This window comes from Flaviflexus huanghaiensis (assembly GCF_014118685.1).
Taxonomy (GTDB): domain Bacteria; phylum Actinomycetota; class Actinomycetes; order Actinomycetales; family Actinomycetaceae; genus Flaviflexus; species Flaviflexus huanghaiensis.
In genome coordinates this window covers 103,941-119,329 of record NZ_JACFAK010000006.1, presented here as the reverse complement: position 1 = coordinate 119,329, position 15,389 = coordinate 103,941, and the positions used below count along the sequence as shown (strand labels likewise).

At 63.4% G+C, this 15,389-nt stretch carries 14 protein-coding genes; 11 read left to right on the top strand and 3 right to left on the bottom strand.

The genetic code is table 11. The features are described 5' to 3' along the window. Window position 1 precedes the first annotated feature (1 nt). The 5 genes from H7E91_RS06060 to H7E91_RS11520 are packed head-to-tail and all read left to right on the top strand — an operon-like array spanning window position 2 to window position 3,820. Window positions 2-1,030, top strand: coding sequence for a FecCD family ABC transporter permease (locus tag H7E91_RS06060; protein ID WP_182354199.1), 1,029 nt, complete (start codon window positions 2-4; stop codon window positions 1,028-1,030). Then, complete coding sequence (locus H7E91_RS06055; RefSeq protein ID WP_182354198.1) at window positions 1,027-2,121, top strand: FecCD family ABC transporter permease; 1,095 nt, start codon at window positions 1,027-1,029, stop codon at window positions 2,119-2,121. The genes H7E91_RS06060 and H7E91_RS06055 overlap by 4 nt, the downstream gene beginning before the upstream one ends. After that, window positions 2,118-2,918 carry an ABC transporter ATP-binding protein gene (locus H7E91_RS06050; protein ID WP_182354197.1) on the top strand — a complete coding sequence of 267 codons (801 nt, stop codon included), beginning with the start codon at window positions 2,118-2,120 and terminating at the stop codon, window positions 2,916-2,918. The genes H7E91_RS06055 and H7E91_RS06050 overlap by 4 nt, the downstream gene beginning before the upstream one ends. Before the next feature lie 5 nt (window positions 2,919-2,923). Next, window positions 2,924-3,286 (top strand): siderophore-interacting protein, encoded by a 363-nt coding sequence (locus tag H7E91_RS11525; RefSeq protein WP_241698441.1) that lies wholly within the window; start codon window positions 2,924-2,926, stop codon window positions 3,284-3,286. A gap of 6 nt (window positions 3,287-3,292) precedes the next feature. Next, entirely contained in the window at window positions 3,293-3,820 is a 528-nt protein-coding gene (locus H7E91_RS11520; RefSeq protein ID WP_338401751.1) for a siderophore-interacting protein, read from the top strand. Between the two features lie 83 nt (window positions 3,821-3,903). Here H7E91_RS11520 and proC read toward each other — a convergent pair whose 3' ends face one another. Beyond that, window positions 3,904-4,725 carry a pyrroline-5-carboxylate reductase gene (gene proC, locus H7E91_RS06040; protein WP_182354196.1) on the bottom strand — a complete coding sequence of 274 codons (822 nt, stop codon included), beginning with the start codon at window positions 4,723-4,725 and terminating at the stop codon, window positions 3,904-3,906. A gap of 40 nt (window positions 4,726-4,765) precedes the next feature. On the opposite strand from proC, the gene H7E91_RS06035 reads away from it, so the two are divergent. The 3 genes from H7E91_RS06035 to hpaB all read left to right on the top strand — a co-directional run bounded on the left by H7E91_RS06035 (window position 4,766) and on the right by hpaB (window position 7,567). Beyond that, on the top strand, window positions 4,766-5,503 hold the full coding sequence (locus tag H7E91_RS06035) for an SDR family NAD(P)-dependent oxidoreductase (protein WP_182354195.1): 738 nt from the start codon (window positions 4,766-4,768) through the stop codon (window positions 5,501-5,503). A gap of 61 nt (window positions 5,504-5,564) precedes the next feature. Beyond that, window positions 5,565-6,104 carry a flavin reductase family protein gene (locus tag H7E91_RS06030; RefSeq protein ID WP_206680366.1) on the top strand — a complete coding sequence of 180 codons (540 nt, stop codon included), beginning with the start codon at window positions 5,565-5,567 and terminating at the stop codon, window positions 6,102-6,104. 8 nt (window positions 6,105-6,112) lie between these two features. Next, window positions 6,113-7,567: a 4-hydroxyphenylacetate 3-monooxygenase, oxygenase component gene (gene hpaB / locus H7E91_RS06025; protein ID WP_182354194.1), complete on the top strand. Its 1,455-nt coding sequence runs from the start codon at window positions 6,113-6,115 to the stop codon at window positions 7,565-7,567. 142 nt (window positions 7,568-7,709) lie between these two features. On the opposite strand, the gene H7E91_RS06020 is transcribed toward hpaB, so the two are convergent. Further along, a complete protein-coding gene (locus H7E91_RS06020; protein WP_182354193.1) occupies window positions 7,710-8,606 on the bottom strand; it encodes a cation diffusion facilitator family transporter in 897 nt (298 codons plus the stop codon). 48 nt (window positions 8,607-8,654) lie between these two features. Further along, a complete protein-coding gene (locus H7E91_RS06015) occupies window positions 8,655-9,827 on the bottom strand; it encodes a hypothetical protein (protein WP_182354192.1) in 1,173 nt (390 codons plus the stop codon). A gap of 323 nt (window positions 9,828-10,150) precedes the next feature. Between H7E91_RS06015 and ileS the strand changes: the two genes are divergently transcribed. The 3 genes from ileS to H7E91_RS06000 are packed head-to-tail and all read left to right on the top strand — an operon-like array spanning window position 10,151 to window position 15,380. Further along, window positions 10,151-13,354 (top strand): isoleucine--tRNA ligase, encoded by a 3,204-nt coding sequence (gene ileS / locus H7E91_RS06010; RefSeq protein WP_182354191.1) that lies wholly within the window; start codon window positions 10,151-10,153, stop codon window positions 13,352-13,354. After that, window positions 13,351-14,949: a bifunctional folylpolyglutamate synthase/dihydrofolate synthase gene (locus tag H7E91_RS06005; RefSeq protein WP_338401750.1), complete on the top strand. Its 1,599-nt coding sequence runs from the start codon at window positions 13,351-13,353 to the stop codon at window positions 14,947-14,949. Before ileS ends, H7E91_RS06005 begins: the two co-directional genes overlap by 4 nt. Next, entirely contained in the window at window positions 14,949-15,380 is a 432-nt protein-coding gene (locus H7E91_RS06000; protein WP_182354190.1) for a DUF4233 domain-containing protein, read from the top strand. Before H7E91_RS06005 ends, H7E91_RS06000 begins: the two co-directional genes overlap by 1 nt. Window positions 15,381-15,389: the final 9 nt, after the last annotated feature.

Genomic DNA, 15,389 nt, shown 5'->3' with positions numbered 1-15,389 from the left:
CATGACCGAGCCGACAGCGGTTGCCCGCGGTCGGAGCAGGGCGAGCGGCCGATCTCGATCGCTCGCCCTGCTCCTCGCCCTGCTCGCCCTCGCCTTCATCGGCTCGATTATGTTCGGCGTTCGATCGATCTCGGCGTCGGATGCTATGGCGGGTTTGCTGGGATCAACGGAGACAGCTGAGCAGGCAGCCGCCGCGGCCCGCTTTCCCCGCACCGTTCTTGGCATCGCCGTCGGTGCCGCGTTGGCCGTCGCGGGGACAACGATGCAGGCGGTCACCCGCAACCCCCTTGCCGACCCCGGGATCTTCGGTGTCCTGTCGGGAGCCTCGCTCGCTGTTGTCGTGGGTATGACCTTCTTCGGTGTCGTCAACCCGGTCACCATCATGGTCCTCGCCATCATCGGCGCCGCGGCAGCGTCCGTTTTTGTCTACGTTGTTGGCTCTCTCGGCAGGGCAGGGGCGACACCGCTCAAGCTGGCACTCGCCGGGGCGGCCACCTCAGCCGCACTCTCGGCACTCGTCTCGGCGGTTCTTCTTCCCCGCATCGACGTCATGGACAGCTACCGGCACTGGCAGATTGGTGGTGTTGCAGGTGTGTCATGGGACAGGCTGGCCCTGGGGGCTCCGCTCCTTGCCGTGGGAGCCATCATCTGTCTACTCATGGCCAGGGGAATGAACGCGCTTGCCCTTGGCGATGAGATGGCGTCAGGTCTCGGTGAACGGGTGCTTCGCACCCGGATCGTCAGCTCGATTGGCGCCGTCATCCTGTGCGGTGTCGCCACAGCTCTTGCTGGGCCGATCGCCTTCGTCGGACTCATCGTTCCGCACATGTGCCGGCTGCTCGTCGGCACGGATCACCGCTGGCTCATTCCGTTCTCCGCGCTTGCCGGCGCGGCCCTCCTCGTCAGCGCGGACACTCTTGGAGGTGTGATGACGAGGCCGAGTGAGATCGCGGTTGGGATCATCATGCCGATCATCGGCGCCCCCTTCTTCATCTGGATCGTGAGACGTCAGCGGGTGAGAGAGCTATGACCCTGCGAACAAGCGACATCGATGTGAAGGATGTTCCCACGCCGAGCACAGTGGCCAATGGTCCGCTGTCGACGCCCGCAGCGGCACTCAGATCCGCCCGCCGTTCTCGTAGGCGCCGCCGCACCCTCATTGTCGCCTTCCTCATCGTTGCCGTCGCCGCCGTCTACATCGTCAGTCTCATGTGGGGCGAGAACGTTTACAGCCCCGCCGAGATCGTGCGAGTCATCCGCGGTGAGCAGGTCCCCGGTGCCAGCTACAGCGTTGGCGAGCTCCGCTTGCCTCGGGCGACGATGGGACTTCTCGCGGGCTTTGCCTTCGGCGCGGCAGGGGTGACCTTCCAGACGATGCTCCGCAATCAGCTCGCATCACCGGACATTATCGGGATCTCGGCCGGAGCCTCGGCGGCTGGCGTTATCGGCATCGTCATCTTCGGGATGAGCCAGTCGCAGGTCTCCATCGTTGCCCTTATCGCCTCCCTTCTTGTTGCCCTCGCCATCTACCTCCTCTCCTACAAGGACGGATTCGTCGGCACGCGCCTCATCCTCATCGGTATCGGAGTGGCCGCCATGCTCCACTCTGTCGTCACCTACGCCCTGTCACAGGCGAGCACGTGGGACCTGCCGAGCGCGACACGGTGGCTCACCGGGTCACTCAACGCCGCAACGTGGGAGCGCACACTCCCTCTTCTCGTTGTTGTTTCTGCCCTCATGCCGACCATGCTCGCGTTCAGTCGTAGCCTCGACCTCCTGCGGCTGGGTGACGACAGTGCGACGGCGCTCGGGGCCCGGGTCACTCTCGCCAGAGTGAGCCTCATCATCTGCTCGGTCATCCTCATCGCTGTCGCGACGGCGGCGTGCGGTCCCGTTGCCTTCGTCGCGTTTCTTTCCGGACCCATTGCTGCTCGCATTGTGGGGCCCGGCGGTCCCCTCATCGTTCCCTCGGCGCTCACCGGAGCGCTCATCATTCTCCTGTCGGATCTTGTCGGCCAGTACGCACTCGGTACGCGTTATCCGGTCGGCGTCATCACCGGCGCGCTCGGCGCGCCCTTCCTTATCTATCTCCTCGTCCGTTCGAATCGGAGCACTCTATGAACCGCGTTTTAGCTGCGAAGGATGTCTCTCTCGGATACGGGGAGCGGACTGTCATCACCGGCATGGATCTCACCGTGCCACCCGGCGTTATCACGTCGATCGTCGGCCCGAACGGGTGCGGCAAGTCGACTTTGCTCCGAGCGTTCTCCCGGCTACTCACGCCCGCCAACGGCGAGGTCCTCCTTGACGGTTCACTCCTTTCCTCCCGGTCTGCAAAACAGCTCGCTCGAATCCTCGGGTTGCTCCCGCAATCGCCGGTCGCGCCAGAGGGCATCGTTGTCGCTGATCTCGTCGGCCGCGGCCGCCACCCCCATCAGGGCCTCATGGGACGCTGGTCGGCCCGCGACTACGAGGTGGTTGCTCGTGCACTCGAAGTGACGAACACGTCCGATCTCGCGGAGCGCGCGGTCGATGAACTATCAGGCGGGCAGCGCCAACGGGTGTGGATCGCCATGTCGTTGGCGCAGCAAACGGACGTTCTCCTGCTCGATGAGCCGACAACGTTCCTCGATATCGCTAACCAGCTCGAAATCCTCGATCTGCTCACCGATCTCAACCGGGAGCAGGGCACGACGATCGTCATGGTCCTCCACGACATCAATCTTGCCGCCCGGTACTCGGACTATCTCGTCGCGATGAAGGACGGCGCTATCCACGTCCACGGTGCACCGTACGAGGTTGTCACCCCCGAACACATTGAGGAGGTGTTCGGCATCCGCAGTCAGATCCACCTCGACCCTGTCTCCGGCACTCCACTCGTTATGCCGGTAGGCCGCCACCACGTGAAGGACGCGTGACCACCATGTATGTTCCGATCCGCGCAACGGTTGACGCTGTCATCGATCTCAGCCCCCACTTCCGCCGAATCGTTTTCACGGGGCCAGACGTCGACTCACTCATGATCGATTACCCGATCTATGATCAACGGATCAAGCTCATTGTCCCGCCGCACTCCGGGCAACTCCCCATCCTCGGATCGGACCCCGAGTGGTACAGAGAATGGCTCGCCCTTCCTGAGGATAAGCGCGGGAGCATGAGGACCTACTCGATACGAAGCCTGACGCGACGCAGCGACGGCCTGCATCTGGCTGTCGATGTTGTCATGCACGGTGATGTCTGCGGCCCGGCGGGGGAGTGGGCGGCCACAGCGAGGCCCGGAGATTAGCTACTCATTGTCATCCCGTCCCAGGGGCCTGCGTCGGGAGGAATCGAATTCGATCCCGCCGGAGCACGTGAGGTCATCCTCCTCGGCGACGAGACCGCGGCGCCTGCGATCGCTCGGATCCTCGAAGATCTCGAGGACGAGGGGACCTCGCTCTCCGGGCAGGCATTCATCGAAGTTCCGACATCCGAGGACCGGCTGACGATTGACGGTCCCAGCACGATCGACGTGCGGTGGCTCCCACGCGATGGTGCGCCCAGGGGCGCGCTACTCGGACCAGCGCTCGGCTGGCATATGACAACACACGAGCCCGCGACGTCCGATGAGCTCATCTGGGAGACACCTACCCACTCCGCCTCCGGCGCTCCGACGCCGGGCCCGAGCGCAACGTCGGAGGCGTGGCCGTACTGCTGGATCGCTGGCGAGAGTAGCGTTGTCACAGGCCTTCGGCGTCACCTCGTCCGCGACGTTGGCATCGACCGGCGCAGGGTCGCGTTCATGGGTTACTGGCGTGAGGGGGTGGCTATGAGGGGCTAATTGCCCCGAGTTCGGTCAACCGCTCACGTCGATACCGCATGGAGGACCCACGTGAGCCACCGCGGCCCCACGACTGCAGACAGTCAGGAATCCTTCTGCATCTCGTTGTCCCGGTCGACAGAGGCCTGGACACCGCGAACAACCGCGGCCGAAAAACCAGCATCCTCCATGGCGACCATGCCCGCGATTGTCGTGCCCCCGGGTGAGCTCACCGTGTCACGAAGGTTCGCCGGTGACAATCCTTCCGATGCTCGCTCGAGCACCATCTGGGCCGAACCGAGCACAGCCTGCGCGGCGATGCGAACGGCCTGAGCCTTCGGAATACCGTTCGCAACCCCACCGCGCGCGAGCGCTTCAATGTACTCGAACGTGTATCCCGGTGAGCAGCCCGCGAGAGCAGTGAAAGCTGGGAACTCGCGTTCGGCAATATGGGCGACATCGCCAATTGCGTCAAAGATCGCGAAGACGGTGTCGAGCTGCGCCTCGGTCGCATGCTCGTTCCCACAAATACCGGTCATACCGGCACCGATGTGGGAATTGACGTTCGGCATCGTCCGGACGACGGCCTGCCCAGCTGGTAGGTGCTTCTCGAGCGTGGCAAGCGTCGTCCCCGCTGCGAGCGAGACAACGAGGATCGACGTGCCTTCGAGAGCGCTATGAATCTCTTGAAGAACCCCGGCGATAAGGTGAGGCTTGACAGCGAGAACGAGGGTTCCGTCCATCCCGATCATGTCGACCAATTCGACATTGGAGCCCGCGAAGTCGACACCGGCCACGTGTGCGAGCCGCTCCGCGTTGCGTGGGTCACGCGCCGAGACGACGATCTCGCTCGGGTCATAGTCACCCGCGACAAGACCCATGACGATCGCGCGAGCCATGTTTCCGGAACCCAAGAATCCAATCATGTCGCTAGCCTAACCGAGCGGATATGGGCAGACTGGCAACATGACCAAACGCGTACTCATCACGGGAGCATCGACAGGAATCGGAGCAGCAACCGTCCGCCGGGCGCGGCGTGCCGGGTGGAATGTGCTCGCGACCGCCCGGCGAACGGACCGCCTGCAGGCGCTCGCGGAGGAGACCGGTTGCGACTGGTTCGCAGCGGATCTGACAGTCAGCGCAGATGTTGAGGCGCTCGCGGGGAGGGCGGTCGAATTCGATGTCGATTCCCTCGTCAACAATGCCGGCGGCGCCCGCGGAGCCGACCGTGTTGAGAACGGCAACATCGATGACTGGCAGGCCATGTACGACATGAATGTCCTCGGCACTCTCCGCATAACCCAGGCCCTTATCCCACACTTCCGCACGCGCGGTGGTGGCTCGATCCTCTTCCTCACCTCGACTGCCGCCCACGACACATACCCGGGCGGGGCCGGATATACGGCCGCCAAGCATGCGGAGCGGATGTTGCCGAACACCCTTCGCCTCGAGCTCGTCGGCGAGCCAATCCGCATCATCGAAATCGCGCCCGGCATGGTGAAGACCGAGGAATTCTCCCTCAACAGGCTCGGGTCGGCAGACGCAGCCGAGAAGGTCTACGAGGGCGTTGCAGAACCGCTTGTCGGGGACGATGTTGCCGAAGCGATCATGTGGGCACTCGAGCTACCCGCGCACGTCAACATCGACTCCCTCATCATGCGTCCCGTCGCTCAGGCCAGCAATACGCTCGTCGCACGCGGCTGAGGCTTGCAAGTAGCCAGCGGCACATGTGCTGGCAGTATGGACATCGTCATGATGGAGGGGCATGGATAGGTTTGTTGAGCAGCGGCGCGAGCGCAGTGAGCCGCGGCCACTTCCTGAGCCGACGGAGCGCGAGCGGCTACGGATGGCGTTCTCACGGTTCCCGACCGGGGTGTGTGTCGTCGCTTTTGAGGCGGATGGTGCCCGCCGCGGCATCACAGTCAACTCCTTCACGTCCGTGTCATTTGATCCGCAGCTCCTTCTCGTGTCGATCCAGAGAACAGCCTCCTCCCACGACCTCCTGCTCGACCGACCGTTCTCAGTCAACGTCCTCGGCTCATCTCAGGAGGACGTCGCCTGGCATTTCGCGGGCCGCCCCAATGACTCGCCGACGTGGATCGAGGGTGGCGCGGCTCCCCGTCTCGCGGGCGCACTCGCATGGTTCGACTGCACTCCGTGGGCACGTTACGACGGCGGCGATCACACCCTCGTCCTGGGAGAGATCCGCTCATTCGCCTCGCGACGCGGCGACGCGCTTGGCTTTAATGGGTCGCGGTTCACCGAGATCTCCGAAACTGTGCTCGGCCGCGAGCACCTCATCTGAGGAGAGACATGTCAGTTCGTACTGGGGCGGGGTACATCGAGGCCCTGCGGGCCATGAATCCGAATGTGTACATGGATGGGAAGGTCGACTCTGTCATCGATCATCCTGCGTTCGCCGGGATCATCGCCTCCTACGCTGACCTATACGACCTGCAGAAGGTGGACGAGCGCCTGACGTATGACGAGAACGGAGAGCGGTTCGCTGCATCCTTCCTCGTGCCGCGGACAGAGGCTGACCTCGTTGTGCGGCGGAAGGCCGCACGAGCATGCGCCGAATACTCGGGAGGGATGCTCGGCAGGACCGGGGATCACATGAACGCGGCGCTCACCGCGTTCAGCCAGGCAGGAGCCTGGTTCGCGGATGCTGATCCACAGTTTGAGAAGAACATCGTCGACTACGCCACGTGGGTGAAGGAGAACGATCTTCTGCTCACGTCGACCATCGGCTCTCCCCAGGTCAACCGCTCCGTGTCCGCCTCCGAGCAGGGTGGTGGTGAGACAACGCTTCGGGTCGTCGATCAGAACGACCGCGGCATCGTCGTCTCCGGAGCCCGGATGATCGCGACAAATGCACCGCTCGCGGACGAAATCCTCGTCATGCCGCAGACAGTGCTCCGAAGCAGCATGGACGACAAACCGTACTCGTTTGCCTTCGCGGTGCCCTCCGACATCGACGGTCTGACGTTACTGTGTCGCAGGCCCCTGCGCCGCGGAACGTCCGCTGTCGATGAGCCGCTCGCGGCGCGGTTCGAGGAAATCGATGCTGTCTGCATCTTCACTGAGGTCACGGTCCCGTGGGATCGCGTGTTCCTGTTCGGGCATCCTGCGAAATCGAACACGATGTTCACCCACACCGGTGCGGCAGCCCTCATGGCACACCAGTCGGTCACCCGCACAACCGTCAAGACCGAGTTCTATGCGGGACTGCTGGCCGAGATGTCGGAGGCCATCGGGATCGACGGCTACGGTCACGTCCAGGACGATATCGCCCAAGCTCTCGTCGCGGTTCAGATGGGACGGTCTGCCCTGCGGGCAGCCGAGGCCGACGGCTACGTCAACGATGTCGGCTTTTTCCAGCCGGCCATGGAGCCGCTCGCCGCAGTTCGCACGTGGTACCCGCGCTACTTTCAGTCACTACCCCAGGCAATCCGCAAGTTCGGAGCATCTGGACTCACAGCGCTCCCCTTCGAGGGCGACCTCGACGGTGACCTGGGAGGCGATGTTGACCGCTTCCTCCAGGGGAAGTCCCTCCCGGGAGGCGAACGAGTGCGACTTTTCAACCTCGGCTTCGACGCAGCGGTGTCCTCATTCGCCGGTCGGCAGGCCCTCTTCGAGTACTACTTCCACGGCGATCCGCTCCGTATGGCGAGCGCTTACCTCTCAGCCGCTGACACGTCATCCCACCGGGACCTCGTTCGCCGCATCCTCGACAGAACGCGTCGTGACGGTCGCCGACTGAAATAGGGCGGCCGGGCTTTGCCGGTGAATGACACTGGCGGCAGGTCACGAGCTGCGCATGATGCAGTGAGTGGGTCCACGCTCGAGGAAGCCGACGTTGTGGAGCCCTTGTGCACCGACGTGCCGTGGGTGGCGGTGGTGCGCGCTCTTAGTCGTGCGTGTCGAACTCGTGCCGGGAGTGGGATGTTGGCTCTAACTGGAATGTCGCATGCTCGATGCCGAAGTCATCGCGGACGCACTCCTGGAGGGCGTCGAGGATGTGCGGTGCGTGGGAATCGTAAAAGCAGCAATCATCGAGCACGACGTGCGCGGACAGGGTTGGAAAGTTCGACGCGATGAGGGAGGCGTGCAAGTCGTGGACGGCGATGACATGAGGTAGGGCGAGGATGTGGGCGCGGACCTCCTCCAGGTCAAGGCCCCGCGGGGTTGACTCGAGGAGGATCGACATCGACTCCCGGATAATGATGAGGCTTCTCGGGAGGATGAAGACGGCGATGAGGATACCGGCTATCGCGTCTGCCTGGGTCCAACCCGTGTACGTGATGATGATGGCGGCAACAATGACGGCGACAGAGCCGAGAGCATCGTTGAGCACCTCGAGAAATGCTGCCCTCATGTTGAGGTTGGAGGAGCGGCCGCTACTGAGCACGGCAAGCGAGATGAGGTTTCCGGCGAGGCCGACGACGCCAAAGATGATGAGTCCGGTTGCCTGCACCTCCGGCGGATCCCACAGTCGCCGCATCCCCTCAACGAGGGTGAACGCTCCCACGGCGAAGAGGATCGAAGCCTGGAAGAATGCGGCGAGGACCTCTGCTCTACGCAGACCCCACGTCCTCTTCTTTGTCGGCGAGCGCATGGTGAGCTGGGTCGCGACGAGGGCCATGAGCAGTCCCATCGTGTCCGTCAACATGTGCCCCGCATCGACGAGCAGGGCGAGACTGCCGGTCCACAGGGCGCCGATCACCTCTGCAATGAGGATGGTGAACGTGATGCTGAAGGCGATGACGAGCCGCCTGCGGTTATCGACCGCATGTGCGTGATGCATGCTATTCCTCCCGCCAGCATCATACCGACCGGCGGCAAGGAGGCATTGTTAGCCTGCGGAGATGTCCTTCTGCCACTGACCTGCGTAGCTGTGGGGACGGAACCCCATCCGCTCATTAATCGACCACATCCACGCATTCTCCCCGGCGTTCCATGTCTGGATGAAGGTCTTCTCGGGAGCGAGCATTTTGAGCTGGCGCAGGTTCTCCATCTTGATGAGGAGGCCAAGCCGGTGCCCGCGGTGCTCATTGAGGACGAGAGTGTCTTCCTGGATGACGGCGCGGGAATCGGGAAGAAGATCGAGCCGCGTGTGGGCGACGAGATGACCCGTGTCAATGTGCTGGGCGACGGTCATGAGTGACGTGATACCGAGGGCCTTGAGACGCCGGTCTCCTTCGACGAGCCGGTCGACATCGAAGTTGATCTCGCTCTGCACGATGCCGGCAGTTGGCATGTCGAGCTGGAAGGCGCTGATAAGGGTAACGAGGTCGTGCCGGTACTCCTCCGGCGTGGGACCTGCCCAGGACACGGTTCGGTATCCATCAGCCTTCTCAAGTGCCTCTGCGGTGAGTGTGGCGGCGACAGTGTCGTCAACCGGCAGGGGGAGCCTGCTACATGTTTCCGTCTGAGTTAGCACGAAGCCTGCGCCTTCGAGAAAGTCCGAGTAGCGGGTCCGTGCCAGCGTGAGTTCGGAGCTCGGGGCCCGCAGCTCGAGTCCGAACGGATGATCCTCGTATGCGGTGATCTTTGTCCGATTCTCGGCGACACAGATTGCCCGCGCGGCCTCCCAAAGCGGGCCGTACGCATCCTCGCGGCCGAGCGCGGCATTGATATCGACATGGGCTGAGTCCAACGTCTCCCTCAGCGGAACCCTAACGCTCGCCATTCCTACGACGTCGCCGTGCCACGGCGCCTCGGGGGTGAGGGAGATGGGGACGGCAGGGTCATGACCCCAGAGCGCGACGCCGTCGCTCGAGCCAGCGAGTAACGGTAGCCCGTATGACGATTCCATCCGCTCACCGAGCTCGCCATCGATGGCGAGCAGATGGATGATTTTCCACGTGTGCTGGCTGCGGTAGTGCCGGGTGAACATCTCCGGCGAATACACGGTCTCGGCGTCGCCGTCGATCTCCATGACGTTCTGCTCAACGATGCGGCGCAGCTCCGTCATCGCCCGGGACGGAACCGGGGAGGCTGGCAGTGCGATTTGTGCGACGATCATTGTCCAATTCTGGCACGACGGGAACGATCATTGTGCGCTGTCGCCATGACGTGTGCGGGCACGCATGTGACGCAGATCGAGGGGGATCCTTCTGGAACTGTGCGGTCGAGAGGCTGTAGACTGTCGAACGCTATGACCCGGCCCGCGAGGGGTATCACCGGTGAGCTTCCGGAAGAACAGCGCCACGCTCAGTAGAACCGGACGGTTGGACCCGTCATCGTCTCCTAATGAAGCGGCCGCAGTGCGGCAAGCGGGGTGGTACCGCGGGAGGATCGAAACCGATCCGCTCGTCCCGGCGCAGACCGAGTAGGAGATGGCTGTCCATGACTGAGAAGTCCGTGCGTTACCCCCTTCACCGCGACGGCGACGTCGCGGCGTCCCCGAGCTTCCCCGCTCTTGAAGAGGACATTCTCGCCTATTGGGAGAAGGACGGAACGTTCCAGGCATCCATTGACAACAGGGATGCTGGCGAGAATGGATCGAACGAGTTCGTCTTCTACGATGGTCCGCCCTTTGCCAACGGCCTACCCCACTACGGTCACCTCCTCACCGGCTACGTCAAGGACCTTGTCGGCCGCTTCCAGACGCAGATCGGCAGACGCGTCGAGCGACGCTTCGGCTGGGACACGCACGGCCTGCCAGCTGAGCTTGAAGCTCAGCGGCTCCTCGGGATTGAGACGAAGGACGAGATCGAGGAGATGGGCATTGACGTCTTCAATGCCGAGTGCCGTTCGTCCGTCCTTAAGTACACGAAGGAGTGGGAGGACTACGTCACCCGCCAGGCCCGCTGGGTCGACTTCGACAACGACTACAAGACCCTCGACACGTCCTACACGGAATCCGTCATCTGGGCATTCAAGACCCTCTACGACAAGGGGCTCGCCTACGAGGGCTACCGGGTTCTGCCGTACTGCTGGAATGACGAAACGCCGCTGTCGAATCACGAGCTGAAGATGGACGACGACGTTTACAAGGACCGCCAGGACCAGACGGTGACGGTCGGCATGCGGCTTGAGACCGGCGAGCTCGCTCTTATCTGGACGACGACACCGTGGACCCTTCCCTCAAACCTCGCGGTCGCCGTCCACCCGGACGTTGACTACGCAGTTGTCGCCCCCGCCGAGGGAGCCCTTGCCAACGAACGCGTAATCCTCGCCGCTGATCTTGTTGCCTCGTACGCGAAGGAGCTTGGCGAGGACCCCACCATTGTCGACACCGTCAAAGGTCGCGATCTCGAGGGCCGCCGCTACGCCCCAATCTTCGACTACTTCGTTGGCGAGTCCGAGGCACCCGGACCGAACGCCTTCCAGATCATTGCGGGCGACTTTGTCACGACCGAGGACGGCACTGGCCTTGTCCACCTTGCGCCCGCCTTCGGCGAGGACGACATGGTCGTGTGTCGAGAGGCCGGCATCACGCCCGTTGTCCCCGTCGACAGCCGCGGCGTCTTCACCTCCGCAGTCTCCGATTACGAGGGCATGCAGGTGTTCGAGGCGAACATGCCGATCATCCGTGACCTGCGCGACGGCACGGGGTCAATGGAGCGCAGGGGAGAGGACCGCCCGGTCCTCGTCCGCCAGGCTTCCTACGTGCACTCCTACCCGCACTGCTGGCGCTGCCGCGAACCCCTCATTTACAAGGCGGTGACGTCGTGGTTCGTGTCGGTCACGAAGTTCCGCGACCGCATGGTCGAACTCAACGAGGACATCACGTGGGTTCCCGACCACATCAAGCATGGTCAGTTCGGCAAGTGGCTTGAAGGAGCGCGCGACTGGTCGATCTCGCGCAACCGCTACTGGGGTAGCCCGATCCCCGTGTGGGTGTCCGATAACCCGGAGTACCCTCGTATCGACGTCTATGGCTCCCTCAAGGAGCTCGACGAGGCCTTCGGCCGCCTGCCGATGAATGAGCGCGGTGAAGTGGACCTTCACCGGCCCTACATCGACGAGCTCACCCGCCCGAACCCGGATGACCCAACTGGCCAGTCGACGATGCGGCGCATCGAGGACATCCTCGATGTGTGGTTCGACTCCGGCTCCATGCCATTCGCGCAGGTGCACTACCCGTTCGATAACGAGGACTGGTTCGAGAGCCACTACCCGGGTGACTTCATCGTCGAGTACGTCGGCCAGACTCGCGGCTGGTTCTACACCCTCCACGTGCTCGCGACGGCCCTGTTCGACAAGCCCTCTTTCCGCACATCGGTTTCCCACGGCATCGTGCTCGGCAACGACGGCCAGAAGATGAGCAAATCCCTGCGCAACTACCCCGACGTCTACGAGATGTTCAACGACGTCGGTGCAGACGCGATGCGCTGGTTCCTCATGGCATCTCCGATCGTGCGCGGCGGCAACCTCATCGTGACCGAGCAGGGACTGCGGGATACGGTCCGCCAGGTTCTTCTGCCGCTGTGGAACACGTACTACTTCTTCGCGCTGTACGCCGGTACGTGCAATAAGGGTGCGGGATATGAGGCAAAGCTCGTGACCGACCCGGCAACCCTCGACGTTATGGACCGCTACCTCCTCGCATCGACGAAGAAGCTGGCGGACGATGTGCGCGCCGACCTGGAGAAGTACGAGATCCCGAACGCCGCCGAACGGATCCGCCACTTCCTCGACCTGTTGACCAACTGGTACGTGCGCACGTCGCGCGACCGGTTCTGGGAGGAGAACACGGGCTCGTTCGATGCGCTGTACACAGCACTCGAGACCCTCGCGAAAGTCATCGCACCCCTCGCCCCGCTCGTCTCCGAGGAGATCTGGCGCGGCCTGACGGGCGGCCGCTCCGTCCACCTCACCGACTGGCCAGAACTTCCCTCGTCCTGGGAGGACGAGGAGCTCGTCGAAGTCATGGACGAAGTCCGTGCTGTTGTCTCGGCCGCACACTCTCTCCGCAAGGCGGAGAAACTCCGCGTGCGTCAGCCCCTACGCGCTCTCGAATGTGTGACGACACTTGACCTCGCCCCCTTCGCGGACCTCATCGCCGCCGAAGTCAACGTCAAATCCGTCAAGATCACCCGCCCCGCGGATTCCGGCCTGGAGGTCACCGAAGAGCTGGCCGTTCAGCCGCGGGAACTGCCCGGCGACATGAGAAAAATGACGTCCAGCCTCTTTAAGGCCGCAAAGTCCGGGACCTGGCACCGTGACGGCGAGAACGTCGTCATGGAGCTCGATGAGCCTGTCACTCTCACGCCGGGCCAGTTCGTCCTCACGACGGTCGTCAACGCAGCGGAAGGCGATGCGGCAACGGTCCTCGACTCGGGTTCCTTCGTTGTTCTTGACACGGAGCTGGACGACGAGTTACTCGCGGAAGGCTATGCTCGCGACCTCATCCGCGTTATCCAAGACACCCGTAAGTCGACCGGCCTGCACGTCGCAGACCGGATCCGCCTGACGATGACCGTCCCTGCGGAGAATCGCGGCGCAGTTGAGGCCAATCTCGATCTCATCAAGGCAGAGACGCTAGCTGTCGAAACTGAGATCGTCGAGGGCGAGCTCGCCGTCGTGACGGAGAAGTCCGCGTGAGAGACAACGACGACCGAAAAGACGATGCGATCGCAGACGGTGCGGACCCGGGCCATTCGCCGTACATCGGTGACCGCGAGGAGCTTGGCATAACGGACGCGGCGGCAACGGGAGCCGAGGAGGACGAGCAGGGGTACGGGGACGCTGTCGCCGCAATCGCTGCGTCCGGCCTGCTCGGTGACTCTGACGTCATTGCAGATGTTATTGCAGAGCCCGATGCGACCCGCGAGCTTGCCGATATGACGGGCCTGGAGGAGCGAATGGCGGACATCGCCGCCGAGCTCGCAGCGCGCGCCCCCGAGCACGACGTTCAGCCGTCGACCCAGCGGGTTGTCGACTGCCTCGACATTCTCGGCAACCCTCACACGACATATCGCACGATCCACATCACCGGCACCAACGGCAAAACGTCAACGTCCCGGATGATCGCCGCGCTACTTGCCGAGAAGGGTCTTCGGGTCGGCCGCTACTCATCGCCGCACATGCACACGATGAGGGAGCGAATCTCCATCGACGATCGAATCCTTTCCCGCCAGGAGTGGATCGACGTGTGGGAGCAGGTCCACCCAGCCGTCGCGATGGTCGATGCCGCGTCGGCGCGGAGCGGCGGGCCCCCGCTATCGACCTTTGAACTGTTCACCGTCATGGCCTATGCAGCGTTCGCCGATGCTCCGGTCGATGTCGCCGTCATCGAGGTTGGCATGGGAGGGCTGTGGGATGCGACGAACGTTATCGACGCTGACGTCGCCGTTCTCACGACGATTGATATTGACCACGCTCGCTACCTCGGGACAACCCGCGCCGAGGTCGCATCCGAAAAAGTTGGCATCATCAAAGATGGTTCAGTGGTTGTCTCGGCCGTCCAGCACGAGGATGTCTTGCCGATCCTCGCCGATGCCGTTTCGAAGCACCGGGCCCGGTTGCTTTTCGAGGGGAGGGATATCCTCCTGGAGGATCGCACACCCGGCGTGGGTGGGCAGATGATCAGTGTCGGCACGCCGGCCGCCTCCTACCGAGAGGTTCCGCTCAATCTGCTCGGCCACCACCAGGCCCGTAACGCGGTTCTCGCGATCGCGGCGGTCGAGGCGTTCTTCGGGGGATCGGCGCTCGACGGCACCGTCATCGAACATGCGCTCATGTCGGTCCAGTCGCCTGGACGGCTCGAGCTCGTCCGTTCCTCGCCCGCCGTCGTCGCGGATGGTGGGCACAACCCCGCCGGGCTCGCCGCTGCGGCCGCCGCGATGAAGGAGACGTTCCACGGTCCGATCGTCGGCGTGTTCGCGGTCATGGCGGACAAGGACGTTGAGGCGATGCTCGGCATCCTCGAACCCTTTCTCGATGCCGTTGTCGTCACGAGCCTGAGTAATCCGCGGGCGCTCCCAGTCGAGGATGCTCGGCAGATCGCCGAGGACGTCTTCGGTGAGGAAAGAGTTCGCGAAGAGTACGACCTGCTGGACGCAGTCGACATGGCTGCATCGCTCGCGGAATCTCTCAACCGCGAAGAAATGACGGCGCCAGCAGTTCTCGCCATTGGCTCGATCGAGCTCGCGGCGAGGGTACGAGAGCTGTTTGCGAAGGCGACGAGGAGCCCGTAATGGCACGGGATCCGATGACTGCACCCGTGCCGAAGGGGTCGGCGCTCACGCAGTTCACGATGACAATGCTCATTCTCGAGATCCTTGTCGTCCTGTTCGCGGGCGTCACGGCCTTCGGGCTCAGGCTCGCTCCGGCCGCGACCGTGTGGGCACTGACAGGGGTCGGCATGCTCGCCCTTCTCATAGCCGCGATCGTTCTCGGCCGGTTCCAGCGTGCCGGCGTTATCGTCGGTTCGTTGGCGCAGGCCGTCGTTCTCGTCACCGGTGTGTGGATGCCGGCCAGCTTCGCTGTCGGCCTGTCCTTCCTCGCGCTGTGGACAGCGTCGATCTACTGGGGCAACAAGCTTGATAGGGAGCGAGAGCGGCGGCGCGCCGAGCAGGCAGCCTGGGAAGCAGAACATAGGGACGAATCGGACGCTCCGGGTCAATAGTCGGGCCCA

Excerpts from the sequence above, each read along its gene's own strand:
- proC (WP_182354196.1), bottom strand. The coding sequence starts at position 4,725 with ATGATTGGATTCTTGGGTTCCGGAAACATGGCTCGCGCGATCGTCATG.
- H7E91_RS06035 (WP_182354195.1), top strand. The coding sequence starts at position 4,766 with ATGACCAAACGCGTACTCATCACGGGAGCATCGACAGGAATCGGAGCA.
- hpaB (WP_182354194.1), top strand. The coding sequence starts at position 6,113 with ATGTCAGTTCGTACTGGGGCGGGGTACATCGAGGCCCTGCGGGCCATG.
- H7E91_RS06020 (WP_182354193.1), bottom strand. The coding sequence starts at position 8,606 with ATGCATCACGCACATGCGGTCGATAACCGCAGGCGGCTCGTCATCGCC.
- H7E91_RS06030 (WP_206680366.1), top strand. The coding sequence starts at position 5,565 with ATGGATAGGTTTGTTGAGCAGCGGCGCGAGCGCAGTGAGCCGCGGCCA.
- H7E91_RS06000 (WP_182354190.1), top strand. The coding sequence starts at position 14,949 with ATGGCACGGGATCCGATGACTGCACCCGTGCCGAAGGGGTCGGCGCTC.
- H7E91_RS06060 (WP_182354199.1), top strand. The coding sequence starts at position 2 with ATGACCGAGCCGACAGCGGTTGCCCGCGGTCGGAGCAGGGCGAGCGGC.
- H7E91_RS06055 (WP_182354198.1), top strand. The coding sequence starts at position 1,027 with ATGACCCTGCGAACAAGCGACATCGATGTGAAGGATGTTCCCACGCCG.
- H7E91_RS11525 (WP_241698441.1), top strand. The coding sequence starts at position 2,924 with ATGTATGTTCCGATCCGCGCAACGGTTGACGCTGTCATCGATCTCAGC.
- ileS (WP_182354191.1), top strand. The coding sequence starts at position 10,151 with ATGACTGAGAAGTCCGTGCGTTACCCCCTTCACCGCGACGGCGACGTC.
- H7E91_RS06015 (WP_182354192.1), bottom strand. The coding sequence starts at position 9,827 with ATGATCGTCGCACAAATCGCACTGCCAGCCTCCCCGGTTCCGTCCCGG.
- H7E91_RS06050 (WP_182354197.1), top strand. The coding sequence starts at position 2,118 with ATGAACCGCGTTTTAGCTGCGAAGGATGTCTCTCTCGGATACGGGGAG.